The sequence below is a fragment of the Janibacter indicus genome, from assembly GCF_900176385.1.
Lineage (GTDB): Bacteria > Actinomycetota > Actinomycetes > Actinomycetales > Dermatophilaceae > Janibacter > Janibacter indicus.
This window is the reverse complement of sequence record NZ_FWXN01000003.1, coordinates 68382-86097: the sequence shown is the minus strand read 5'-3', so window position 1 is coordinate 86097 and position 17716 is coordinate 68382. Positions and strand designations below refer to the sequence as shown.

General features: G+C 73.1%; 15 protein-coding genes. 3 read left to right on the top strand and 12 right to left on the bottom strand.

Annotated elements, in window-relative coordinates; translation table 11 throughout:
* Nucleotides 1-45: 45 nt before the first annotated feature.
* Both B9B60_RS03955 and B9B60_RS03950 read right to left on the bottom strand, forming a co-directional pair.
* The gene (locus B9B60_RS03955) at nucleotides 46-1386 is read right to left on the bottom strand and encodes an MFS transporter (RefSeq protein ID WP_084449974.1); all 1341 of its coding nucleotides are present in this window, start codon (nucleotides 1384-1386) and stop codon (nucleotides 46-48) included.
* Nucleotides 1387-1414: 28 nt separating this feature from the next.
* Complete coding sequence (locus B9B60_RS03950; RefSeq protein ID WP_084449973.1) at nucleotides 1415-1939, bottom strand: methylated-DNA--[protein]-cysteine S-methyltransferase; 525 nt, start codon at nucleotides 1937-1939, stop codon at nucleotides 1415-1417.
* Nucleotides 1940-2018: 79 nt separating this feature from the next.
* Between B9B60_RS03950 and B9B60_RS03945 the strand changes: the two genes are divergently transcribed.
* Nucleotides 2019-3008: an NADPH:quinone oxidoreductase family protein gene (locus B9B60_RS03945; protein WP_200811149.1), complete on the top strand. Its 990-nt coding sequence runs from the start codon at nucleotides 2019-2021 to the stop codon at nucleotides 3006-3008.
* Nucleotides 3009-3085: 77 nt separating this feature from the next.
* On the opposite strand, the gene pepN is transcribed toward B9B60_RS03945, so the two are convergent.
* Nucleotides 3086-5563 (bottom strand): aminopeptidase N, encoded by a 2478-nt coding sequence (pepN, locus tag B9B60_RS03940; protein ID WP_084449972.1) that lies wholly within the window; start codon nucleotides 5561-5563, stop codon nucleotides 3086-3088.
* A 135-nt stretch (nucleotides 5564-5698) separates the two neighbouring features.
* Between pepN and B9B60_RS03935 the strand changes: the two genes are divergently transcribed.
* Nucleotides 5699-8017, top strand: a complete 2319-nt coding sequence (locus tag B9B60_RS03935) for a molybdopterin cofactor-binding domain-containing protein (protein WP_234993726.1) — start codon at nucleotides 5699-5701, stop codon at nucleotides 8015-8017.
* Nucleotides 8018-8027: 10 nt separating this feature from the next.
* Entirely contained in the window at nucleotides 8028-8504 is a 477-nt protein-coding gene (locus B9B60_RS03930) for a (2Fe-2S)-binding protein (RefSeq protein ID WP_084449970.1), read from the top strand.
* 25 nt (nucleotides 8505-8529) lie between these two features.
* On the opposite strand, the gene htpX is transcribed toward B9B60_RS03930, so the two are convergent.
* Genes htpX through B9B60_RS03885 form a run of 9 tightly spaced genes read right to left on the bottom strand, consistent with a single transcriptional unit; the run spans nucleotide 8530 to nucleotide 17666 of the window.
* Entirely contained in the window at nucleotides 8530-9381 is an 852-nt protein-coding gene (gene htpX / locus B9B60_RS03925) for a zinc metalloprotease HtpX (RefSeq protein WP_084449969.1), read from the bottom strand.
* A gap of 24 nt (nucleotides 9382-9405) precedes the next feature.
* Nucleotides 9406-10902, bottom strand: coding sequence for a proton-conducting transporter transmembrane domain-containing protein (locus B9B60_RS03920; protein WP_084449968.1), 1497 nt, complete (start codon nucleotides 10900-10902; stop codon nucleotides 9406-9408).
* Nucleotides 10899-12383 (bottom strand): complex I subunit 4 family protein, encoded by a 1485-nt coding sequence (locus tag B9B60_RS03915; RefSeq protein ID WP_084449967.1) that lies wholly within the window; start codon nucleotides 12381-12383, stop codon nucleotides 10899-10901. The genes B9B60_RS03920 and B9B60_RS03915 overlap by 4 nt, the downstream gene beginning before the upstream one ends.
* Nucleotides 12380-14224, bottom strand: a complete 1845-nt coding sequence (locus tag B9B60_RS03910) for an NADH-quinone oxidoreductase subunit 5 family protein (RefSeq protein WP_084449966.1) — start codon at nucleotides 14222-14224, stop codon at nucleotides 12380-12382. The genes B9B60_RS03915 and B9B60_RS03910 overlap by 4 nt, the downstream gene beginning before the upstream one ends.
* On the bottom strand, nucleotides 14224-14523 hold the full coding sequence (gene nuoK, locus B9B60_RS03905) for an NADH-quinone oxidoreductase subunit NuoK (RefSeq protein ID WP_072623707.1): 300 nt from the start codon (nucleotides 14521-14523) through the stop codon (nucleotides 14224-14226). The genes B9B60_RS03910 and nuoK overlap by 1 nt, the downstream gene beginning before the upstream one ends.
* Nucleotides 14520-15026: an NADH-quinone oxidoreductase subunit J family protein gene (locus B9B60_RS03900; RefSeq protein WP_072623706.1), complete on the bottom strand. Its 507-nt coding sequence runs from the start codon at nucleotides 15024-15026 to the stop codon at nucleotides 14520-14522. The genes nuoK and B9B60_RS03900 overlap by 4 nt, the downstream gene beginning before the upstream one ends.
* Entirely contained in the window at nucleotides 15023-15556 is a 534-nt protein-coding gene (locus tag B9B60_RS03895) for a NuoI/complex I 23 kDa subunit family protein (protein ID WP_084449965.1), read from the bottom strand. Before B9B60_RS03895 ends, B9B60_RS03900 begins: the two co-directional genes overlap by 4 nt.
* Nucleotides 15553-16509: an NADH-quinone oxidoreductase subunit NuoH gene (nuoH, locus tag B9B60_RS03890; protein WP_084449964.1), complete on the bottom strand. Its 957-nt coding sequence runs from the start codon at nucleotides 16507-16509 to the stop codon at nucleotides 15553-15555. Before nuoH ends, B9B60_RS03895 begins: the two co-directional genes overlap by 4 nt.
* Complete coding sequence (locus B9B60_RS03885; protein WP_084449963.1) at nucleotides 16506-17666, bottom strand: ATP-binding protein; 1161 nt, start codon at nucleotides 17664-17666, stop codon at nucleotides 16506-16508. Before B9B60_RS03885 ends, nuoH begins: the two co-directional genes overlap by 4 nt.
* Between the last annotated feature and the right edge of the window lie 50 nt (nucleotides 17667-17716).

Sequence of the window (17716 nt, the reverse complement as noted above, 5' to 3'; positions counted from 1 at the left end):
CTTCGAGTACGGGTGGCCCGAGACTATGCCCACCTGAACCTCGTTTCAAGTATCGAGCGCGCGTCCTCGCGTCTCGGGCAGGAGGAAGGCCGCCGCGGCCGCGACGACGAAGGCTGCGGTGAAGATTGTGAAGACGAGGACGTCGCCGCCACCTCGCTCGAGGAGCACCGGCACCACGAGCGGCGCGGCGATCGAGGCGAGTCGCCCGAAGCCCGCAGCCGCACCGGCTCCCGAGCCGCGCACCGCCGTCGGGTAGATCTCGGGCGTGATCGCGTAGAGGGCGCCCCAGGCTCCGAGGTTGCAGAAGGAGAGGGCCGAGCCCGCGACGATGATCGACGTCGCCGAGTCCGACTGTCCGAAGAACCACGCGGCCACCGCCGAACCCAGCAGGAAGAGGGCGAGCGTCGAACGCCGACCCCAGGCCTCGACGAGGACCGCCGCGAGGGCATAGCCCGGCAGCTGGGCGAGCGTGATGACCAGCGTGTAGCCGAAGGAGGTCGTCACGTCGTGGCCCCGTGCGACGAGGAGCGAGGGGATCCACAGGAAGGCGCCGTAATAGCTGAAGTTGACCCCGAACCACACGAGCCAGATGCCCAGGGTGCGGCGGCGCAGCCCACGCGACCACAGGCCCGGCGCCGCCTGCGGGACCGGCTCGGCGACCGCAGCGGGCACCCCCTTCGTGCTCGTGGGCGGCGGGTCCGCCCCCGCCGACTCCTCGAAGCCGCGGACCACCCGCTCGGCCTCCTCGTGCCGGCCGCGGCGCTCCAGCCAGGCAGCCGACTCCGGCAGACCGAAGCGCACGACGAGCGCGTAGACCGCGGGGACCAGCCCGAGGGCGAGGCCCCACCGCCAGCCGTCGTCGCCGCGCGGCACGACGTAGAAGCCGATGACCGCCGCGAGGATCCAGCCGAGCGCCCAGAAGGACTCCAGTGCCACGACGAGGCGACCGCGGATGCGCGTCGGGGACAGCTCGCTGACGAGGGTCGAGGCGACCGGCAGCTCGGCGCCCAGCCCGAGGCCGACGACGAACCGCAGGACGAGGAAGGCCGCGAGCCCACCGACGAGGGCGGACGCGCCGGTGGCCAGCCCGTAGACGAGCAGGGTCGTCGCGAAGACCGCGCGCCGACCGAAGCGGTCAGCCAGCCACCCGCCGACGGTCGCGCCGATCGCCATGCCGATGAAGCCGACCGTGACGATCCACGACCGCTCGCCCGTCGTGAGGTCCCACTGGTCGGCGAGGACGACGATGACGAAGGAGATCAGCCCGACGTCCATCGCGTCGAGCGCCCAGCCGGTCCCCGACCCGACGAGCAGGCGGGTGTGGCGGCGGGTGTACGGCAGCGCGCCGAGGCGCTCGGCACGCGACGGGGTGAGGGTGGTGCTCATGCGGCGACGGTAGCGCCGACCCAGAGGCTCAGAAGAGCGCGTCCCGCTCGCCGGCGCTCGGCTCCTCGAGCGCGAGCAGGGTCCGCTTGCGGTCGAGCCCGCCGGCGTAGCCGGTGATCGAGCCGTCCGCACCGATGACCCGGTGGCACGGCACGACGATCGAGATCGGGTTGGCCCCGACGGCGCGGCCGACGGGCTGGGCCGCGCCCCCGGTCTCCCGGGCGAGGTCGCCGTAGGTCACGGTCTGCCCGTAGGGGATCCGCTCGAGCAGCGCCCACACCTGCCGGTGGTGCGTGCCGCCGCGCAGCTCGTAGGCGACGTCGAAGTCCGTGCGCTCCCCCGCGAGGTACTCGCGCAGCTCGTCGGCGAGCGCGGCGAGGAGCGGCTCGTCGCCGAGCTCGACCTGCGGGCCGTGGTCGGCGCCGTCGGGCAGCGTCCAGTGACCCGGGAAGTACAGCCCGACGAGGACCGCACCCCCGCCACCGCTCGCCTCGTCGACGACGGCGGTGAGGTCACCGAGGCTCGTGGGCAGGAGGGCGTGCCGCGTGGTCATGGGGTCGATGATCGTGGAAGTGCTCACACCCTGCAGACGCGCCGGCCCGCCAGCATGTGAGGTCGGTAGCCTCCGCGACATGACGATCCACGCATGGCAGGCCCAGCAGCTGGGCGACCCCTCCGAGGTGCTTCGCCTCGTCGACCTGCCGGAGCCGACCCCCGGACCCGGTCAGGTGCGGGTCGCGGTGCGCGCCAGCGCCGTCAACTTCGCCGACACCCTCATGTGCCGAGGCGAGTACCAGGTACGGCCGGAGCCTCCCTTCGTCCCGGGGCTGGAGGTCTGCGGTGACGTGCTCGAGGTCGGCGAGGGGGTCACCCACGTCGCCGTCGGCGACCGCGTGCTCGGTGGCACCGCGGTGCCCGCCGGGGGCTTCGCGACCCAGTGCCTCATGGACGCGGCGAGCACCTTCGCCGCGCCGGCCGGGCTCGACGACGCCGCGAGCGCGGCGCTGATGATCAGCTACCAGACCGGCTGGTTCGGCCTGCACCGCCGGGCCCACCTGCGCGAAGGGGAGACCCTCCTCGTCCACGCCGCCTCCGGTGGCGTCGGGTCGGCCGCGGTCCAGCTCGGCCGGGCCGCCGGCGCCCGGGTCATCGGCGTCGTCGGTGGCGCGGACAAGGTGACGATGGCCCGCGAGCTCGGCTGCGACGTCGTCATCGACCGCCGCGAGCAGGACGTCATCGAGACGGTCAAGGAGGTCACCGACGGGCGCGGCGCCGATGTCGTCTACGACCCGGTCGGCGGATCGGCCTTCACGCAGAGCACGAAGTGCATCGCCTTCGAGGGACGGATCATCGTCGTCGGCTTCGCCAGCGGCCGGGTCCCCGAGCCGCGGCTCAACCACGCAATGGTGAAGAACTACACGATTCTCGGGTTGCACTGGAGCCTCTACCAGCAGCACGACCCGCAGTCGGTGCTCGACGCCCACGCCGAGCTCGTGCGCCTGGCCGACGCCGGTCAGATCGCCCCGCTCGTCGCCGAGACCTACGACTTCGCCGACACCCCGGCCGCACTCGCCCGCCTCGCCGGCGGCTCGAGCACCGGCCGGATCGTCATCACCGCCTGAGACCTCCGCATTGCCCTACGGCAATGCGGACCAAGGCTGCATTGCCGTAGGGCAATGCAGCCTTGGTTCGCCTTTCCTCAGGGTCGTGCGGCAGGGAAGGCGCGGCGGGAGGCCAGGGCCTCCTCGAGCTCGGACTGCGCGTCGACGATCGCGCGGCGCACACCCTGGTCGATGTCGGTGCGCGCCAGAGTCGCTCGCGACAGCTCGAGGGTGCGCTCGCTGACGAAGCGTGACGGGTAGGTCATCGTCGCGACGCGCGCGAGGGCGTCCTCGCCCAGCCACGCGCTCATCGGCGGGATGTCGGCGAAGTAGCGCTCGACGTAGGGCTCGACGAGGGACCGGTCGGCCGGCCCCCAGAAGCCCGCAGCGATCGCGACGAGCTCGTGGTTGCTGCGCTCGCGGTTGGTCGTGAGGTCGGCCCAGGCCGCGGCCTTGCCGGCCTCGGTGGGGATCGCGGCGCGGGCGGTGAGCGCCCCGAGCTGACCGGTCATCGTGCGGTCCTGCGCGAGCGCCTCGTCGACCTCGTCGCCGGTCAGGATCCCGCGGCGGGTCAGCTGCCCGATGAGGATCCACCGGAAGTCGGCATCGCCCTCGAGCCCGACAGGCAGGTCACGCCCGTGCGCCCACGGCACGAGGCGCCCCTCGACGTCGTCGGTCGTCCGGGCGACGAGCCGCGCGGCATGCAGCGCGAGCGAGGAGCCCGGCTCGGCCGTGGCGAGCACCTGCTCGCCGACCGCGGTCATCCGGGCCCGGGCGGCGTCCTGCTCCTCCTCGGGCAGCAGCACTCGGATGACGCGGTTGGTCAGGTGCATGCCGGCGCGGGAGAAGATCGAGTCGTTGGTCTCGGTGACGAGTGCGGCCTCGGCGAGGTCGACGAGCAGTCGCGGGTCGACCTGACCGAGCGCGGCGCCGTCGCGCAGGCCGACCCAGATGACCGCACGCGCCTGGGCATCGGTCATCGCCGGCAGCTCCGTGCGCAGCGCGGCGAGCGACTGCTCGTCGAGCAGCGGGGTGGCCCAGGTGCGGTCGCCGGCATTGGGCAGCACGAGCGGTGCGGTCAGGTCGACGCCCGCGACGGGAGCCGAGTCGGTCTCGAGGGTGAGCGTCGTGCGAGAGCTCTCGACCCCGCCCGAGTAGGTCGCGATGTCGAGGGCGTGCGGGCGCTGCGCAGGGCGGTCGGCCGGCGCCCGTCGGGTCACGGTGCCCGCCGCGCGGTCGACGGCGATCGTGTCGACGCCGGAGGTCTCGAGCCAGGCGGCGCTCCACGCCGCGAGGTCGTGGCCGCTGGCACGGGACATCGCGGCGAGGAAGCCGGCGAGCGTGCCGTTGCCGAAGGAGTGCTCCGTCAGGTAGTCGCGGATCCCCTCGAGGAAGGCGTCGTCGCCGATGAACTCGATGAGCTGGCGGATGACGGCCGCGCCCTTGGCGTAGGAGATGCCGTCGAAGTTGGCCAGGGCCGACTTCGCGTCGGGCGCCGGCGACCCGGCGACCGGGTGGGTCGAGGGCGAGCGCTCGGCGCCGTAGCCCCAGGACTTGCGCGACATCGTCGAGTCGACCCAGGCCTCGGTGTACTCAGTCGCCTCGACGAGGCAGCGGTGGGCCATGTACTCGGCGAAGGACTCGTTGAGCCACAGGTCGTCCCACCACTGCGGGCTCACGAGGTCGCCGAACCACATGTGGGCCATCTCGTGGCTGATCGTGTTGGCCCGCGTGAGCAGCTCGTCGCGGCCGACCGCCCCACGGAAGAGGTAGGCGTCGCGCACGACGACGCACCCCGGATTTTCCATCGCGCCGGCGTTGAACTCCGGCACGAAGACCTGGTCGTAGTCGTCGAAGGGGTAGCGGATGCCGAAGATCGAGTGGAAGTAGTCGAAGCTGCGCCGGGTCACCTCGAGCATCTCCGGCGCGTGCTCCTCGAGCTGCTGCCGAAGGGAGCGCCGGGCCCACAGCCCGAGGCGGATGCCGTCGTGCTCGTCGGTCACCGAGACATAGGGACCGGCGCACAGGGCCACGAAGTAGGTCGACAGCGGCCGGGTCTGCGCGAGGTGCCACACCCCGCCGTCGGCGATGGTGCCGGAGCCGTTGCCGATGACCTGCCACTCCGGGGGCGCCTTGACGCACACCGCATAGGGCGCCTTGACGTCCGGCTGGTCGATGCACGCGAAGACCGCCGGGGCGGCGTCGAGGAAGAGGTGGCTGAAGACGTAGTCCTCGCCGTCGGCGGGGTCGGTCGCCCGGTGCAGCCCCTCGCCGTCGTGGCTGTAGGCCATCGTCGCCTCGACCTCGACGACGTGCTCTCCGGCCGTGACCGCCAGCGGCAACCTCCCTTCGCGAAGGGAGGTGACGTCCAGGTCCGCGCCGTCGATGGTCGCGCGGTGCAGGGTCTCGGGCTTGACGTCGACGAAGGTCTGACCGTCGCCGCTCGCGGTGAGGTGGATCCGGGTCACCGACCCGAAGGTCTGCGCTCCCCGGTCGAGGTCGAGCTCGACCTCCATGAGCGACACGGTGAGCAGGTCTGCGCGGGCGACGGCTTCGTCGCGGGTCAGGGAAGGCACACCGGCATCCTGTCACCCCCTTCGCCCGAAGGGGGGCGGTCACATGGTGGACGTCGTCGGCTCTCCGGTCGCGACGCTCCAGAGACTGGGGTCTACTGCTCGGTAACGACAACGCCGTCGACCATGGGAGGCACCGTGACCGAAGTCCAGCCCACCCCCGAGAGCACCACATCGGGCCCCAGCCGTCGAGCCTTCATGGGCTATGTCATCGCCGGGGCGACCCTCGTCACCGGGGCCGAGATGAGCACGGGCGCACCCTCCGCCGAGGCGGTGGTCCCCACCCCGCCCCAGCCGGCGGAGATCCTCGACCTCAACGACCTGCTCACCCTCGCCGCAGCCCCGACGGCCGCACTCATCACCGTGACGATCGGCACCGACGGGCGCGCCTCCTTCGCCCTGCCACGAGCGGAGGTGGGCCAGGGCATCGTCACGTCGACCGCGATGATCATCGCGGAGGAGCTCGACCTGCCCGTCGACCGCGTCGACGTCACCCTGGCGCCGGCCCGCCCGGAGTTGCTCTTCAACCAGCTGACCGGCGGGTCCAACACGACGATCTCCACCTACACGCCGATCCGGATCGCGGCCGCCCTCGCCCGGCAGCAGCTGCTCAAGGCGGCTGCGGCGGCCCTGGGCGCCACGGTCGAGTCCCTGACGATCAAGGCCGGTGTCATCACCGACGCCCTGGGCAATGCGCTGACCTTCGGCGAGCTGTCCAGCAAGGCGGCCGCCACGACGACGACCCGTGCCTCGGTGACCCTCAAGGACGCCTCCGACCGCACCGTCGTCGGCACCCCGCAGGGGCGCACCGACGCCCGGGCCGCGGTGACCGGCACCAAGACCTTCGCCATGGACGTCAAGGTCCCCGACGCGCTGCCGACGATGGTCTGCCGCCCACCGACGCACAACGGTCGGCCGGTCGCCCTGCGCAATGCCGCCGAGATCGAGGCCATGCCCGGCGTCACCGACGTCGTCAAGGTCGCGACCGGCATCGCCGTCCGGGCACGGACCTTCGGTCAGTGCATCGATGCGATCCAGCGGATGGACGTCGAGTGGGACGGCGGCAAGCTCGCCGGCGAGTCCGACACCACGATCCTCGAGGGCCTGAAGAAGGCCCAGCTGCCGATGCTCACCCCGAAGGTCTCGCTGCTCGCCAAGAAGCTCGACGCCTCCTTCACCTTCCACTTCCGCAGCAACTCCTCGCTCGAGCCCAACTGCGCGATCGCGGACGTGCGCTCGGACTCGGCGACGGTCTGGGGCTCGCTGAAGTCACCGGTCGTCGCCCAGGAGAACATCGCACTCGAGCTCGGCCTACCCGTCTCCAAGGTCAAGGTCCACGTCACCCAGGGCGGTGGCTCCTTCGGGCGCAAGCTCTTCCACGACGCGGCCCTCGAGGCCGCGCGGATCTCCCAGGCGATGGGCAAGCCGGTGCGCCTCATGTGGCACCGGGCCGACGAGCCGCGCCAGGGGCGCCTGCACCCGATGGCGACCTCCCGGATCCGGGCGGCCTACCTCGGCGGCGAGGTCCTCTCCTTCGAGCAGAAGCACACGAGCGTCACGACCGACTTCGGCCACGGCCTCGGCGACATCATCACCAACCACGCGGCCAAGCTGCCCGTCGGCCAGCTGACCTTCGCGCAGACGATCTTCGCGCTCACCCAGGAGCTGCCGTACAACTTCGGCGTGGTGACCCAGTCGCTGCAGGAGACCGACTCCCGCTTCAACACCGGGAGCATGCGACAGATCTACTCCCCCGACGTGCGCTGCGCCAACGAGCTGGTCATCGACGAGCTCGCGCGCAAGATGCGCCTGGACCCGCTGGCCTTCCGGCGCAAGTTCCTCCGGGACAAGCGGGCCGAGGCCGCCCTCGACAAGGTCGCCGAGATCGGCGACTGGGGCCGCTCGATGCCCGAGGGCACGGCGCAGGGCATCGCGATCCACAAGGAGTACAAGGGGGTCACCGCCTGCCTCGTCGAGATCGACTGCCGTCCCGAGACCGTGGGCCGCACGATCCGCGATGCCGTCACGGGCCCGCGCGTCACCAAGGTCGTCTTCGCCGTCGACGCCGGCCTCGTCATCAACCCCACGGGCATCGAGGCCCAGATGCTCGGCGGGGTCATGGACGGCATCGGGCTGGCGCTCACCACCAGCTGCCACCTCGACGAGGGGCACTTCCTCGAGGCCAGCTGGGACAACTACTTCTACACGCGGCAGTGGAACGTCCCCCCGGAGATCACCGTCGAGATCATGCCCTCGGACTCGGAGCAGCCCGGCGGCGCCGGGGAGGCGGGCGTCGCGTCGAGCTTCGCCGCGATCGCGTGCGCCTACGCCCGGGCGACCGGCCGGATGCCCACTGAGTTCCCCATCAACCACGCCGACCCGATCACCTTCGACGTCAAGAGCTTCGTGCCGTCGGTGCCGCAGTCGCCGACCGACGGCCTCGACCACACCCGCTGAGGAGCCCGCCTTGCCCAGTCACACCTTCGTCCTCAACGGCGAGAAGGTCACCGTCGACGTCGAGCCCGGCGTGCGTCTGCTGTGGGTCCTGCGGGACGTGCTCGGGGTGACCGGCCCCAAGTACGGCTGCGGGATCAACGTCTGCAAGGCGTGCACGTCGCACATCAACGGCAAGGCCTTCAACCCCTGCGCCGTCCCGGTCGACCAGATCAAGGAGACCGACGAGGTCACGACGATCGAGGGACTCGCCGACACCGTCGACGGCGACCTGCACCCCATGCAGGAGGCCTGGATCGAGCACGACGTGGCGCAGTGCGGCTACTGCCAGCCGGGCCAGATCATGGCCGCGGTCGCCCTCGTGCGCAAGGTCCAGCGTGAGGGCCGCGCGGTCACCGAGGCCGACCTCGACACGATCCGCAATGTCTGCCGGTGCGGGACCTACCCGCGCATCCGCGAGGCGATCAAGGACGGCGCGCAGCGCATGTGACCCTCCCGTCGCGTCGCCCGGCGGGTCACCGCAGGTGGTGTCCCCCGGCCATGCCCTCGAGCCGGGCGATCCGCTCGGCCATCGGCGGGTGCGTCGACAGCAGCTTGGAGACGTCGGCCGCCCGGAAGGGGTTGGCGATCATCATGTGGCTGGCATTTTGCACCTGGGGCGTCGGCTCGAGCGGTGCCGCCTGGACCCCGCGCTCGAGCTTGCGCAGCGCCGAGGCGAGGGCCAGCGGGTCTCCGGTGAGCGCGGCGCCGTCCTCGTCGGCGTCGTACTCGCGGGTGCGCGAGATCGACATCTGGATGACCATCGCGGCGATCGGCGCGAGCAGGGCGATGGCGATCGCGGCGATGGGGTTGCGGTCGCGGTCGCCGAACCACAGCGCGATCGACGCGACCGAGGAGATGACGCCGGCGATGGCCGCGGCGATCGAGCCGGTGAGGATGTCGCGGTTGTAGACGTGCATGAGCTCGTGGCCCAGGACGCCGCGCAGCTCCCGCTCGTCGAGGATCTGCAGGATGCCCTCGGTGCAGCACACCGCGGCATTGGCCGGGTTGCGTCCGGTCGCGAAGGCATTGGGCGCCGCCGTCGGGCTGACGTACAGGCGCGGCATCGGCTGGCCGGCGCGCTGGCTCAGCTCCTGCACGATGCGGTACATCTGCGGGTACTGCTGCGGGTCGGCCGGCTGGGCCCGCATCGAGCGGATCGCCAGCTTGTCGGAGTTCCAGTAGGAGTAGGCCGTCATGCCCACCCCCACCAGGGCGAAGACCCACACGTAGCGGGCCCCGCCGATGCCGTAGCCGACGAGGACGAGCAGACCGATGATGCCGCCGAAGAGCGCGGCGGTCTTCAGCCCGTTGAAGTGGTTGTGCATGTCAGGACCAACGCCGGGAGGGGGTCACGGCGTTCCCGTTCCCAGCAACATCACAGGAAAGACGGTCGCGGCGAGCAGGACCAGGCCGGCGATGACGGCCAGGGCGCTCGCCGCCCGCTCGGTGCGCTCGGGAGGAGTGGCCACCTGCGGCGGCAGGAGGATCAGGGCGACCCACCGCAGGTAGACCGCCAGCCCGATGACGGCGGCGACGACGGCCGGCAGCGCCACCCACCACAGGCCGCCCTCGGCGAGCGGGCGCAGCGCGAGCACCTTGGCCAGGAGCCCGGCGACCCCCGGAGGCAGCCCGGCGAGGGTCAGCAGCGCGAGGGTGAGCACCGCGGCGTGCACGGGCCGACGGCGCAGCAGACCTCGGTCGTCCTCGAGGCGACGGGCCCCGTCGGTGGACAGCGCCGCGACGACGGCGAGCGCGGCGACGACCGCGACGACGTAGACGGCGAGGTAGCCGACGGCGGCCGCGGTGTCGCCGGCCACGAGCGGGGCGAGGACCCACCCGCCCTGGGTGACGCCGGACCACGCGATGAGCCGAAGGGGGTCCTGCGCCCCGAGCGCGAGCACGGCGCCGCCGATCATCGAGACCACGGCGAGGACGCCGAAGGCGGGGATCGCGGCATCGCGCACGCTGGCCGCACCGTCGGCGACGGCGACGAGCGCGGCCGCGGCCGCGACGGTGGAGACGCCGGCGAGGAGCATCGTCACCTCGAGCCCGGCCCGTGGGTAGGTCGCGGGGGCCCAGGCGTGGAAGGGCACGAGCGAGAGCTTGAAGCCGACCGCTGCGAGGAGCATGACGACCCCGAGCGTGAGGATCGCGCGGGAGCCGTCGTCCTGGCCCGCGGCCCAGGAGGCGACCCCACCGAGGCGCAGGCTGCCGGTCGCGGTGACCCACAAACCGCACCCGAGGACCGCGACGGCGAAGGAGACCACCGAGGTCGTCACGAGCTGCATCGCGCCGCTGTCGCGGCCGCCGCGCAGGACCGCCAGCGCGACGATCGGCAGGGTGGCCAGCTCGAGACCGACGAGCCAGGTGCCGAGGTCGTGGGCCACCGCGACGGCGCTGGCGCCGGTCACGGTCGCAAGGAGCAGCGCCACCTCGACCCCCGGGTCGGGCCGGTGCGTCCGGTCGGCGTCCTGCGAGGGCACGCCGCGCTCGCGCGCGAGCAGGACGAGGACGACCAGCCCGGCCGCGGCGGCCAAGGCCTGCAGCAGCGCCCCGGTCTGGCTGACGCGCAGCAGGCACTCGCTGGCCACCATCCCGGGCGGCGCGGTGACCGCGAGGGCTGGGTCGCCGGGCTGGCACAGGGTGGAGACCTCACCACCACCGGACGCCCGCACCCGCAGCCAGATCGCCGAGGCGAGGGAGAGCAGGAGCACGAGCGCGGCGAGCAGTGGCGCCGGCAGCCGCCGACGGGGGGCCACGACGTCGACCGCCAGGACGGCGATCGCCCCGAGCGCGGGCGCGAGGACGGGCGCGGCGACGGCGACGTCGAGCTGCGGCGCGCTCATCGGGTCACCACCGCGCCCAGAGCAGGATCGGTCACGGCGAGGACGAGACCGGGGGCGACGCCGAGGGCGACGACGACCAGCGCGAGGACCGCGCCGGGGACGAGCTCGCTGCGGGCGAGCTCGGCTCGGCTCGTCGCGGGCCGGTCGGCGTCGTCGCTGCCCTCGCCGAGCCAGACGAGCCGGGCGACACGCAGCGAGTAGGCGGCGGCGAGGGCGGCTCCGACGGCGGCGACCACGGCACAGCCGACGAAGAGCGGCACCGGGCGCCCGTCGGCCGGCGACAGCGCGGCCACGACCGCGACGATCTCGCCCCAGAAGCCCGCGAGCCCGGGCAGCCCGAGCCCGGCGGCCAGACCGGTGAGCAGCAGCAGCCCGGTGACCGGCGCCTGCTCGCGAAGGGGGGACCGCGCCGTGCCGAGGTCGTCGTCGCCCCAGCGGTGCTTGAGTCCGCCGACGACGAGGAAGAGCAGGGCCGAGATCACCCCGTGGGCGAGGTTGGCGTAGAGGGCGGCCGCGACGCCGGTCGCGCTGCCGGTGGCCAGCGCCAGCGCGACGAAGCCCATGTGCGCGATCGACGACCAGGCGATGAGCCGCTTGAGCTCGCGCTCGACGAGGCAGACGAGTCCGCCCCAGACGATGCCGATGGCGCCGCACACGGCCAGGACGGGCGCGACCCGGGCGAAGCCCTCGGGCACGGTCGCGAGCGGCAGCCGGACCAGACCGTAGGTGCCCATCTTGAGCAGGACGGCGGCCAGGACCATCGACCCGGCGGTCGGTGCCGTCGTGTGGGCCATCGGCAGCCAGGAGTGCAGAGGCCACACGGGGACCTTGATCGCCAGGCCGAGGGTGAGCAGCACCGCGACGGTCACCTGCACCCCGGTGCCGAGCCCCTGCCCGCGACCGGCGCCGAGGGCGACGAGGTCGCCGGTGCCGGCGCGGGAGACGAGGAGCAGCACCCCGAGGAGCATGAGGGTGGAGCCGAGCCCGGTGTAGAGGACGAAGCGTGCCCCGGACTCGCGACGGGCGGCCGGGTCACGGTCGTCGCCGAAGCGGGTGATGAGCACCCACATCGGCACGAGGACCAGCTCGAAGGCGACGACGAAGAGCAGCGCATCGCGGGCGGCGAAGGTCCCCACGGCACCGGAGAGGGTGATGAGCAGGGCACCGACGAAGGTCGCCGCGCTGCCCCCTCGTGGGGTGTCGGCGAGCACGGTCGAGCAGGCCGCGGCGGTGACGCCGGCGGCGAGGAGCGCGAGCGGGCCGCTGATGCCGTCGAGGGCGAGGTGGACCCTCAGGTCGAGGGCGGGCAGCCACGGGATGTCGATCACGGCGCCGCTGCCCCACGCGACGGCGACGAGCGCCGCGGTGACGAGCGACCCGGCGAGTCCGACGCGGGAGGCGACGCGCCCGGACAGCTCGGTGCCGGCGCCGAGGAGGACGGCACCGACGAGCAGCGGCAGGACGCAGGCGAGGCCGATCACGAGTCCCCCAGCAGGACGAGGCCGGTGACGACGGCGACGAGCAGCACACCGCCACCGAGCAGGGCCAGGCCGTTGGCCGGGCGGGCCCGGCGGTGCGCCTCGGTGCCCAGGCCGCTCGCCCCGAGGACACCCCAGGCCGCGGCGCGCGCATAGGTGTCGACGACACCGCGGTCGAGGAAGGCGACGAGCTCGCCCAGCGCGGTCACCGGGCGCACGACGAGCGCGCGCTGGGCCCGGTCGACGCCGAGCCCGCTGCCGACGTGGCGCCCGGGGGCACCGGCGACGAGCCGCTGCTGCCAGCCGGTGTGGTGCAGCCCCCAGCCGATGGCGATGCCGATGAGGACGAGGAGGAGCACGACGACGAAGAGCGCGAGCGGCACGTGCCCGGCATCGGGCAGGCGCGGGCCGAGGGCCAGTCCGCCGAGGACGCTCGCGACCGCGAGGACGACGAGGATCGCGGCGACGGCGGTCGGCATGACCGCCCGCTCGCGCACCCGCCCCGCGTCGCCGAGGGTGACGACGAGCAGGGCCCGGGTGGCGTAGGCGGCGGTCACCACGGCCGTGGTGAGCAGGGAGACCAGGACCAGTCCGGCGACCGGGCCCCGCTCCCCCACGCCCTCGCCGACCGCGGCGACGACGTGCTCCTTGGTGAGGCCGCCGAGGACGAGCGGGATGCCGGCGAGCGAGACGAGACCGGCGGCCCACGCGCCGAGGGCGACCGGGTGGGCGCGGCCGCTGCCGGCGAGCGCGCTCGCGGCGGTCGAGCCGCGGGTGCTCGCGAGCCAGCCGACGGTGAGGAAGAGCAGCGCCTTGAAGATGGCGTGGCCGTAGAGGTGCCCGAGCGCGGCTCCCGAGGCGGGTCCGGACCCGGCCGCGGCGAGGGGCGCGAGCATGACGCCGACCTGGCTGATCGTCGACCAGGCGAGCAGCCGCTTGAGGTCGGGCTCGACGAGCGCGCACACGGCCGCGAGGAGCATCGTCACGGCGACTGACAGCCCGAGGAGGGTGCGGGCGGGGTCGGAGAGCAGGAGCACCGGCAGCAGCTGGGTCAGCACGACCGTGCCCGCGGCGACCATCGTCGCGGCGTGGATGAGGGCGGAGGCAGGGGTGGGGCCCTCCATCGCGTCGAGGAGCCAGTGGTGGAAGGGCAGCTGCGCGGACTTGCCGAGCACACCGATGACGACGAGCACGAGGGCGATCGACCTGGTGCCCGGGTCGGCCGCGGCGGAGGTCCAGTGGTCGATGACCTCGGCTCGCGCGCTCGTGCCGGCACCGGCGACGAGGACCGCGGTGCCGAGGAGCAGCCCGACGTCGGCCACCCGGGTGACCATGAAGGCCGCGTGCGCCGCCCGCCGCGGCTGCGGTCGGCGGGACCAGTGCCCGATGAGCAGGTAGGAGCACCAGCCCATGACCTCCCACCCGACGACGGTGAGCAACAGGTCGGCGGAGAGGACGACGAGGACCATCGCCGCGCTGAAGAGCGCCACGGTGGCGTGGAAGACCCCGCGCCGGTCGTCGTCGGCGAGGTACCAGGCCGCATAGGTCTGCACGAGCGCGGTGACGAGGGTGACGACGAGGACGAGGAAGGCACTCGTCGGTGACAGGGCGACGGCGAGCGGCAGGTCGAGGTCGCCCATGACCAGCCCGGGTCCGCTGGCGAGCTCCTCGGCGAAGGGGGCACCGCTCACCCCGGTGGGTGCGCCGGCGAGTGCGATGACCGACAGCACGAGCGTCGCGACCGCCCCGGCGACCCCGGTGAGCGCGGCGAGCGGGCCGCTGCGGGCGACGAGGAGGATCAGGACCGCCGCGGCGCAGGGCAGGGCGACGAGGGACCAGGCCATCACTCGGCGTCCTCGGCGAGGTCGATGTGGCCGCGTCGCCGGTAGGCGGCGACGATCACGGCGAGCGCCACGACGACCTCGGCCGCCGCGATGGTGATGACGAAGAGGGTGAGCACCTGCCCGGACCAGCTCGGGTCGGGGCCGAGGGCCCCGGCGGTGACGAGGAGCAGTCCGCCGCCGGCGAGGAGGAGCTCGGCACCGACGAGGACGAGCACGGCATTGCGGCGGGCGAGCACGCCGTAGAGGCCGAGCGCGACGAGGACGCTGGCGAGCACGTAGGGGCCGGCGGAGTGGATCATCGCTCCTCCCGGTCGGACGTCAGCCCGGAGACGGCGAAGGCCCCGACGAGGGCGGCGAGCAGCAGCAGCGAGAGCAGCTCGAAGGGCCACACCCACGTGGAGAAGATCTGGCGGGCCAGCTCCTCGCTCCCTCCCGGGCGCACCTGCGTGCGGGTCGCGGTCGGCAGCAGCACGGCCGCGACGAGCCCGCCGGTGCCGGCGCCGACGAGGGCCGCGAGCGCCCGATGGGCGCGGCTGGTCGAGTGCTCGGTGCGGCGCCCGATCGGGGCGCGGGTCAGCATGAGCGCGACGATGACGAGGACGACGACCGCGCCGACGTAGACGAGCACCTGCACGAGCGCGACGAGCTCGGCGCCGAGCACGAGGTAGCACCCGGCGAGACCGAGGAGGGCGACGACGAGCCACAGCGCCGCGTGGACGACCTGACGGGTGGTCACCGCGAGCGCAGCGGCGGCCGCGGTGATCAGCCCGGTCGTGGCGAAGGCGAGGTCGAGCCCGGTCATCGGCGGCCCTTGCGGGCGGGCTTGTTGGCGGCGGCCACCTCGGGGGCCTCGGCGGCGCCCGGGTCGAGCTCGGGCGGTGCCGGCACGTCGGCGGCCCACTGCCCGAGGCGCTCCTTGTCGTGGAGCAGGTCGCGGATGTCGGTCTCGGCGTACTCGAACTGCGGGCTCCAGAAGAGCGCGTCGAAGGGGCAGACCTCGATGCAGATGCCGCAGTACATGCACAGCGAGAAGTCGATGTCGAAGCGGTCGAGGACATTGCGCTGACGGGCGCGCCCCCCACCACCAGGTGGGACCTCCGCGACGGTTTCTTTGTGCGAGTCGATGTGGATGCACCAGTCGGGGCACTCGCGGGCGCAGAGCATGCACGAGGTGCAGTTGCTCTCGACGAGGGCGATGACGCCCCGGGAGCGGGCCGGCAGCTCCGGTGCGACGTCGGGGTACTCGGCGGTGTGCGGCGGGCGCATCATCTGCCGGGCGGTCGTCGCCATGCCCTTGACGAGCCCGGGGACGAGGCTGCGGTCGTTGCTCATGCGGTCATCACCACTCCCACGGCGGTCAGGGCGAGCTGGGCCAGGGCCAGCGGGACGAGGACGGTCCAGGCGAGTCGCTGCAGCTGGTCCTCGCGCAGCCGCGGCCAGGACACCCGCATCCAGATGATGAGCAGGACGACGAGCCCGCCCTTGAGCAGGGTCCACAGCCACCCGAGGTGGTCGGCGAAGGGCCCCTGCCAGCCGCCGAGGAAGAGGATGCCGAAGAGCAGCCCCATGACGACCATGCCGGCGTACTCGGCGAGCATGAAGAAGGCGAAGCGCAGCCCGGTGTACTCGGTCCACGGCCCCATGACGACCTCGCTGTCGGCGATGGGTGCGTCGAAGGGGGGACGCTGCAGCTCTGCCGTCGCGGCCACGACGAAGACGATCGCGCCGGGCAGCTGCCACAGCAGCCACCACGGGGACCAGGCCTCGACGACCCCGGTCAGGGAGAGCGTGCCGGCGGCCATCGCCACCGACGCGACGGAGAGCACGAGCGGCAGCTCGTAGGCGAGCAGCTGCGCGGCCGAGCGCATCCCGCCGACCAGGGCGTACTTGTTGGCGCTGGCCCAGCCGGCCATGAGGGTGCCGAGCACCCCCACCCCGGTGACCGCGAGGACGAGCAGGACGCTGCCGGGCACCTCGGCCCCGGCGACACCGGGGTGGATCGGCAGCAGCGCCATGGCGATGACGTAGGGCACGAGCGCGACCGCCGGGGCGAGGCGGAAGACGGCCCGGTCGGCGGCCGCGGGGGTGATGTCCTCCTTCTGGACGAACTTCACCCCGTCGGCGACCAGCTGCGCCCAGCCGTGGAAGCCGCCGGCGTACATCGGGCCGAGCCGTCCCTGCATGTGGGCCATGACCTTGTGCTCGGTCTGGCCGGCGACGAGCGGGAGCACGAGCACGGCGGCGAGCGCCGCGAGCGAGCGCAGGGTGACCTCGAGCAGGCTCATCGGCTCCTCCCTTCGTCCACATCGGCACTCTCTCGCACGAAGTCGCGGAACCCGGGGACGGTGAAGCTCAGCAGGCCGTGTCCTGCGACCTCGACGAGTCCCTTGTCCATGAGGGAGCGCCGAGCCATCCCGAGGGATCCGGTGGTCACGCCGAGGGTGGCGGCGATGTCCCCACGCCGGACGACGGGCTCGTCGGCACCGGCCATGGCGGTCAGGAAGCGTTGCTCCGAGGGCGATGCCTTGGACCACCGGCTGCGGTAGAGCGCGTCGAGGTCCTCGGCGATCCCGGCCCGGGCCGAGTCGACGTGGTCGATGGTGAGGACCGCGCCCGCGTCCGGCCGCCCGGCCGCCCGCCACACCCCGTCGGCGTGGAGCTGCACGAAGTAGGGATACCCCTGGGTGCGCTGGACGACCTCGGTGACCGCTGCCGTCTCCCACGAGACCCCGAGTGCTGTGGCGGGCGCGGTGACGGCCTCGCGTGTCGCTGCTTCGTCGAGCGAGCCGAGCTGCCGGTAGGCGAAGCGCTCAGCGAAGCTCGCGGCGTCGGTGACCACGTCCTCGGTGTGCCCGAGCCCCGCGCAGACCAGCGCGATCGGCACGCCCTCGGGCTCGGCCTGCAGGTGCTGCCAGGCATAGGCGAGGGCTTGGATCCCGTTGCGGTCCGCGGCCTGCAGCTCGTCGACGAAGATCACCGCGCCGCCCCCGGCGTCGTCGAGTACCTCGCGGGCGGTGGCACGAAGCAGGTCCTCGAGCCGGCGCACGACCGTGGCGCCCTCGCCCGGCGCGAAGCTGGCCTCCACCTTGGCCCCGGGGAGGCCGACGCTCACCCCGATCTCGCGCAGCCGTGACGCCACCGTGTGAGGCTGCCAGCGCAGGGGGCCGAGTCCCAGCGCCTCGACGAGCGATGCCACCAGGTCACCGTGCCCGGCCGTCACGAAGACGGTGGCGTGACCGGCGGCCTGCGCCTGGCGCTGGGCCTCGCGCAGCAGGGAGGTCTTGCCGACCCCACGCGGCCCCACGAAGACGTGGACCCGGCCGGCGAGCCGACGCCGGGCGGACATGGCAGCCAAGAGGTCGGCCACCCGGTCGAGATGGTCCGCGCGCCCGGGGACGTCGTGCGCGATCTCCCCCGGGGTGTAGGGACTCGGCTGGACCATGGCTGGACCTTACAGGTCTTTACAGTTGGGCGAACTGTAAAGACCTGTCC

What these genes read in the sequence shown, in the direction of transcription:
- B9B60_RS03955 (WP_084449974.1), bottom strand. Translation starts at nt 1,386, where the DNA reads ATGAGCACCACCCTCACCCCGTCGCGTGCCGAGCGCCTCGGCGCGCTG.
- B9B60_RS03950 (WP_084449973.1), bottom strand. Translation starts at nt 1,939, where the DNA reads ATGACCACGCGGCACGCCCTCCTGCCCACGAGCCTCGGTGACCTCACC.
- B9B60_RS03945 (WP_200811149.1), top strand. Translation starts at nt 2,019, where the DNA reads ATGACGATCCACGCATGGCAGGCCCAGCAGCTGGGCGACCCCTCCGAG.
- htpX (WP_084449969.1), bottom strand. Translation starts at nt 9,381, where the DNA reads ATGCACAACCACTTCAACGGGCTGAAGACCGCCGCGCTCTTCGGCGGC.
- B9B60_RS03920 (WP_084449968.1), bottom strand. Translation starts at nt 10,902, where the DNA reads ATGAGCGCGCCGCAGCTCGACGTCGCCGTCGCCGCGCCCGTCCTCGCG.
- B9B60_RS03910 (WP_084449966.1), bottom strand. Translation starts at nt 14,224, where the DNA reads ATGGCCTGGTCCCTCGTCGCCCTGCCCTGCGCCGCGGCGGTCCTGATC.
- nuoK (WP_072623707.1), bottom strand. Translation starts at nt 14,523, where the DNA reads ATGATCCACTCCGCCGGCCCCTACGTGCTCGCCAGCGTCCTCGTCGCG.
- B9B60_RS03900 (WP_072623706.1), bottom strand. Translation starts at nt 15,026, where the DNA reads ATGACCGGGCTCGACCTCGCCTTCGCCACGACCGGGCTGATCACCGCG.
- B9B60_RS03895 (WP_084449965.1), bottom strand. Translation starts at nt 15,556, where the DNA reads ATGAGCAACGACCGCAGCCTCGTCCCCGGGCTCGTCAAGGGCATGGCG.
- nuoH (WP_084449964.1), bottom strand. Translation starts at nt 16,509, where the DNA reads ATGAGCCTGCTCGAGGTCACCCTGCGCTCGCTCGCGGCGCTCGCCGCC.
- B9B60_RS03885 (WP_084449963.1), bottom strand. Translation starts at nt 17,666, where the DNA reads ATGGTCCAGCCGAGTCCCTACACCCCGGGGGAGATCGCGCACGACGTC.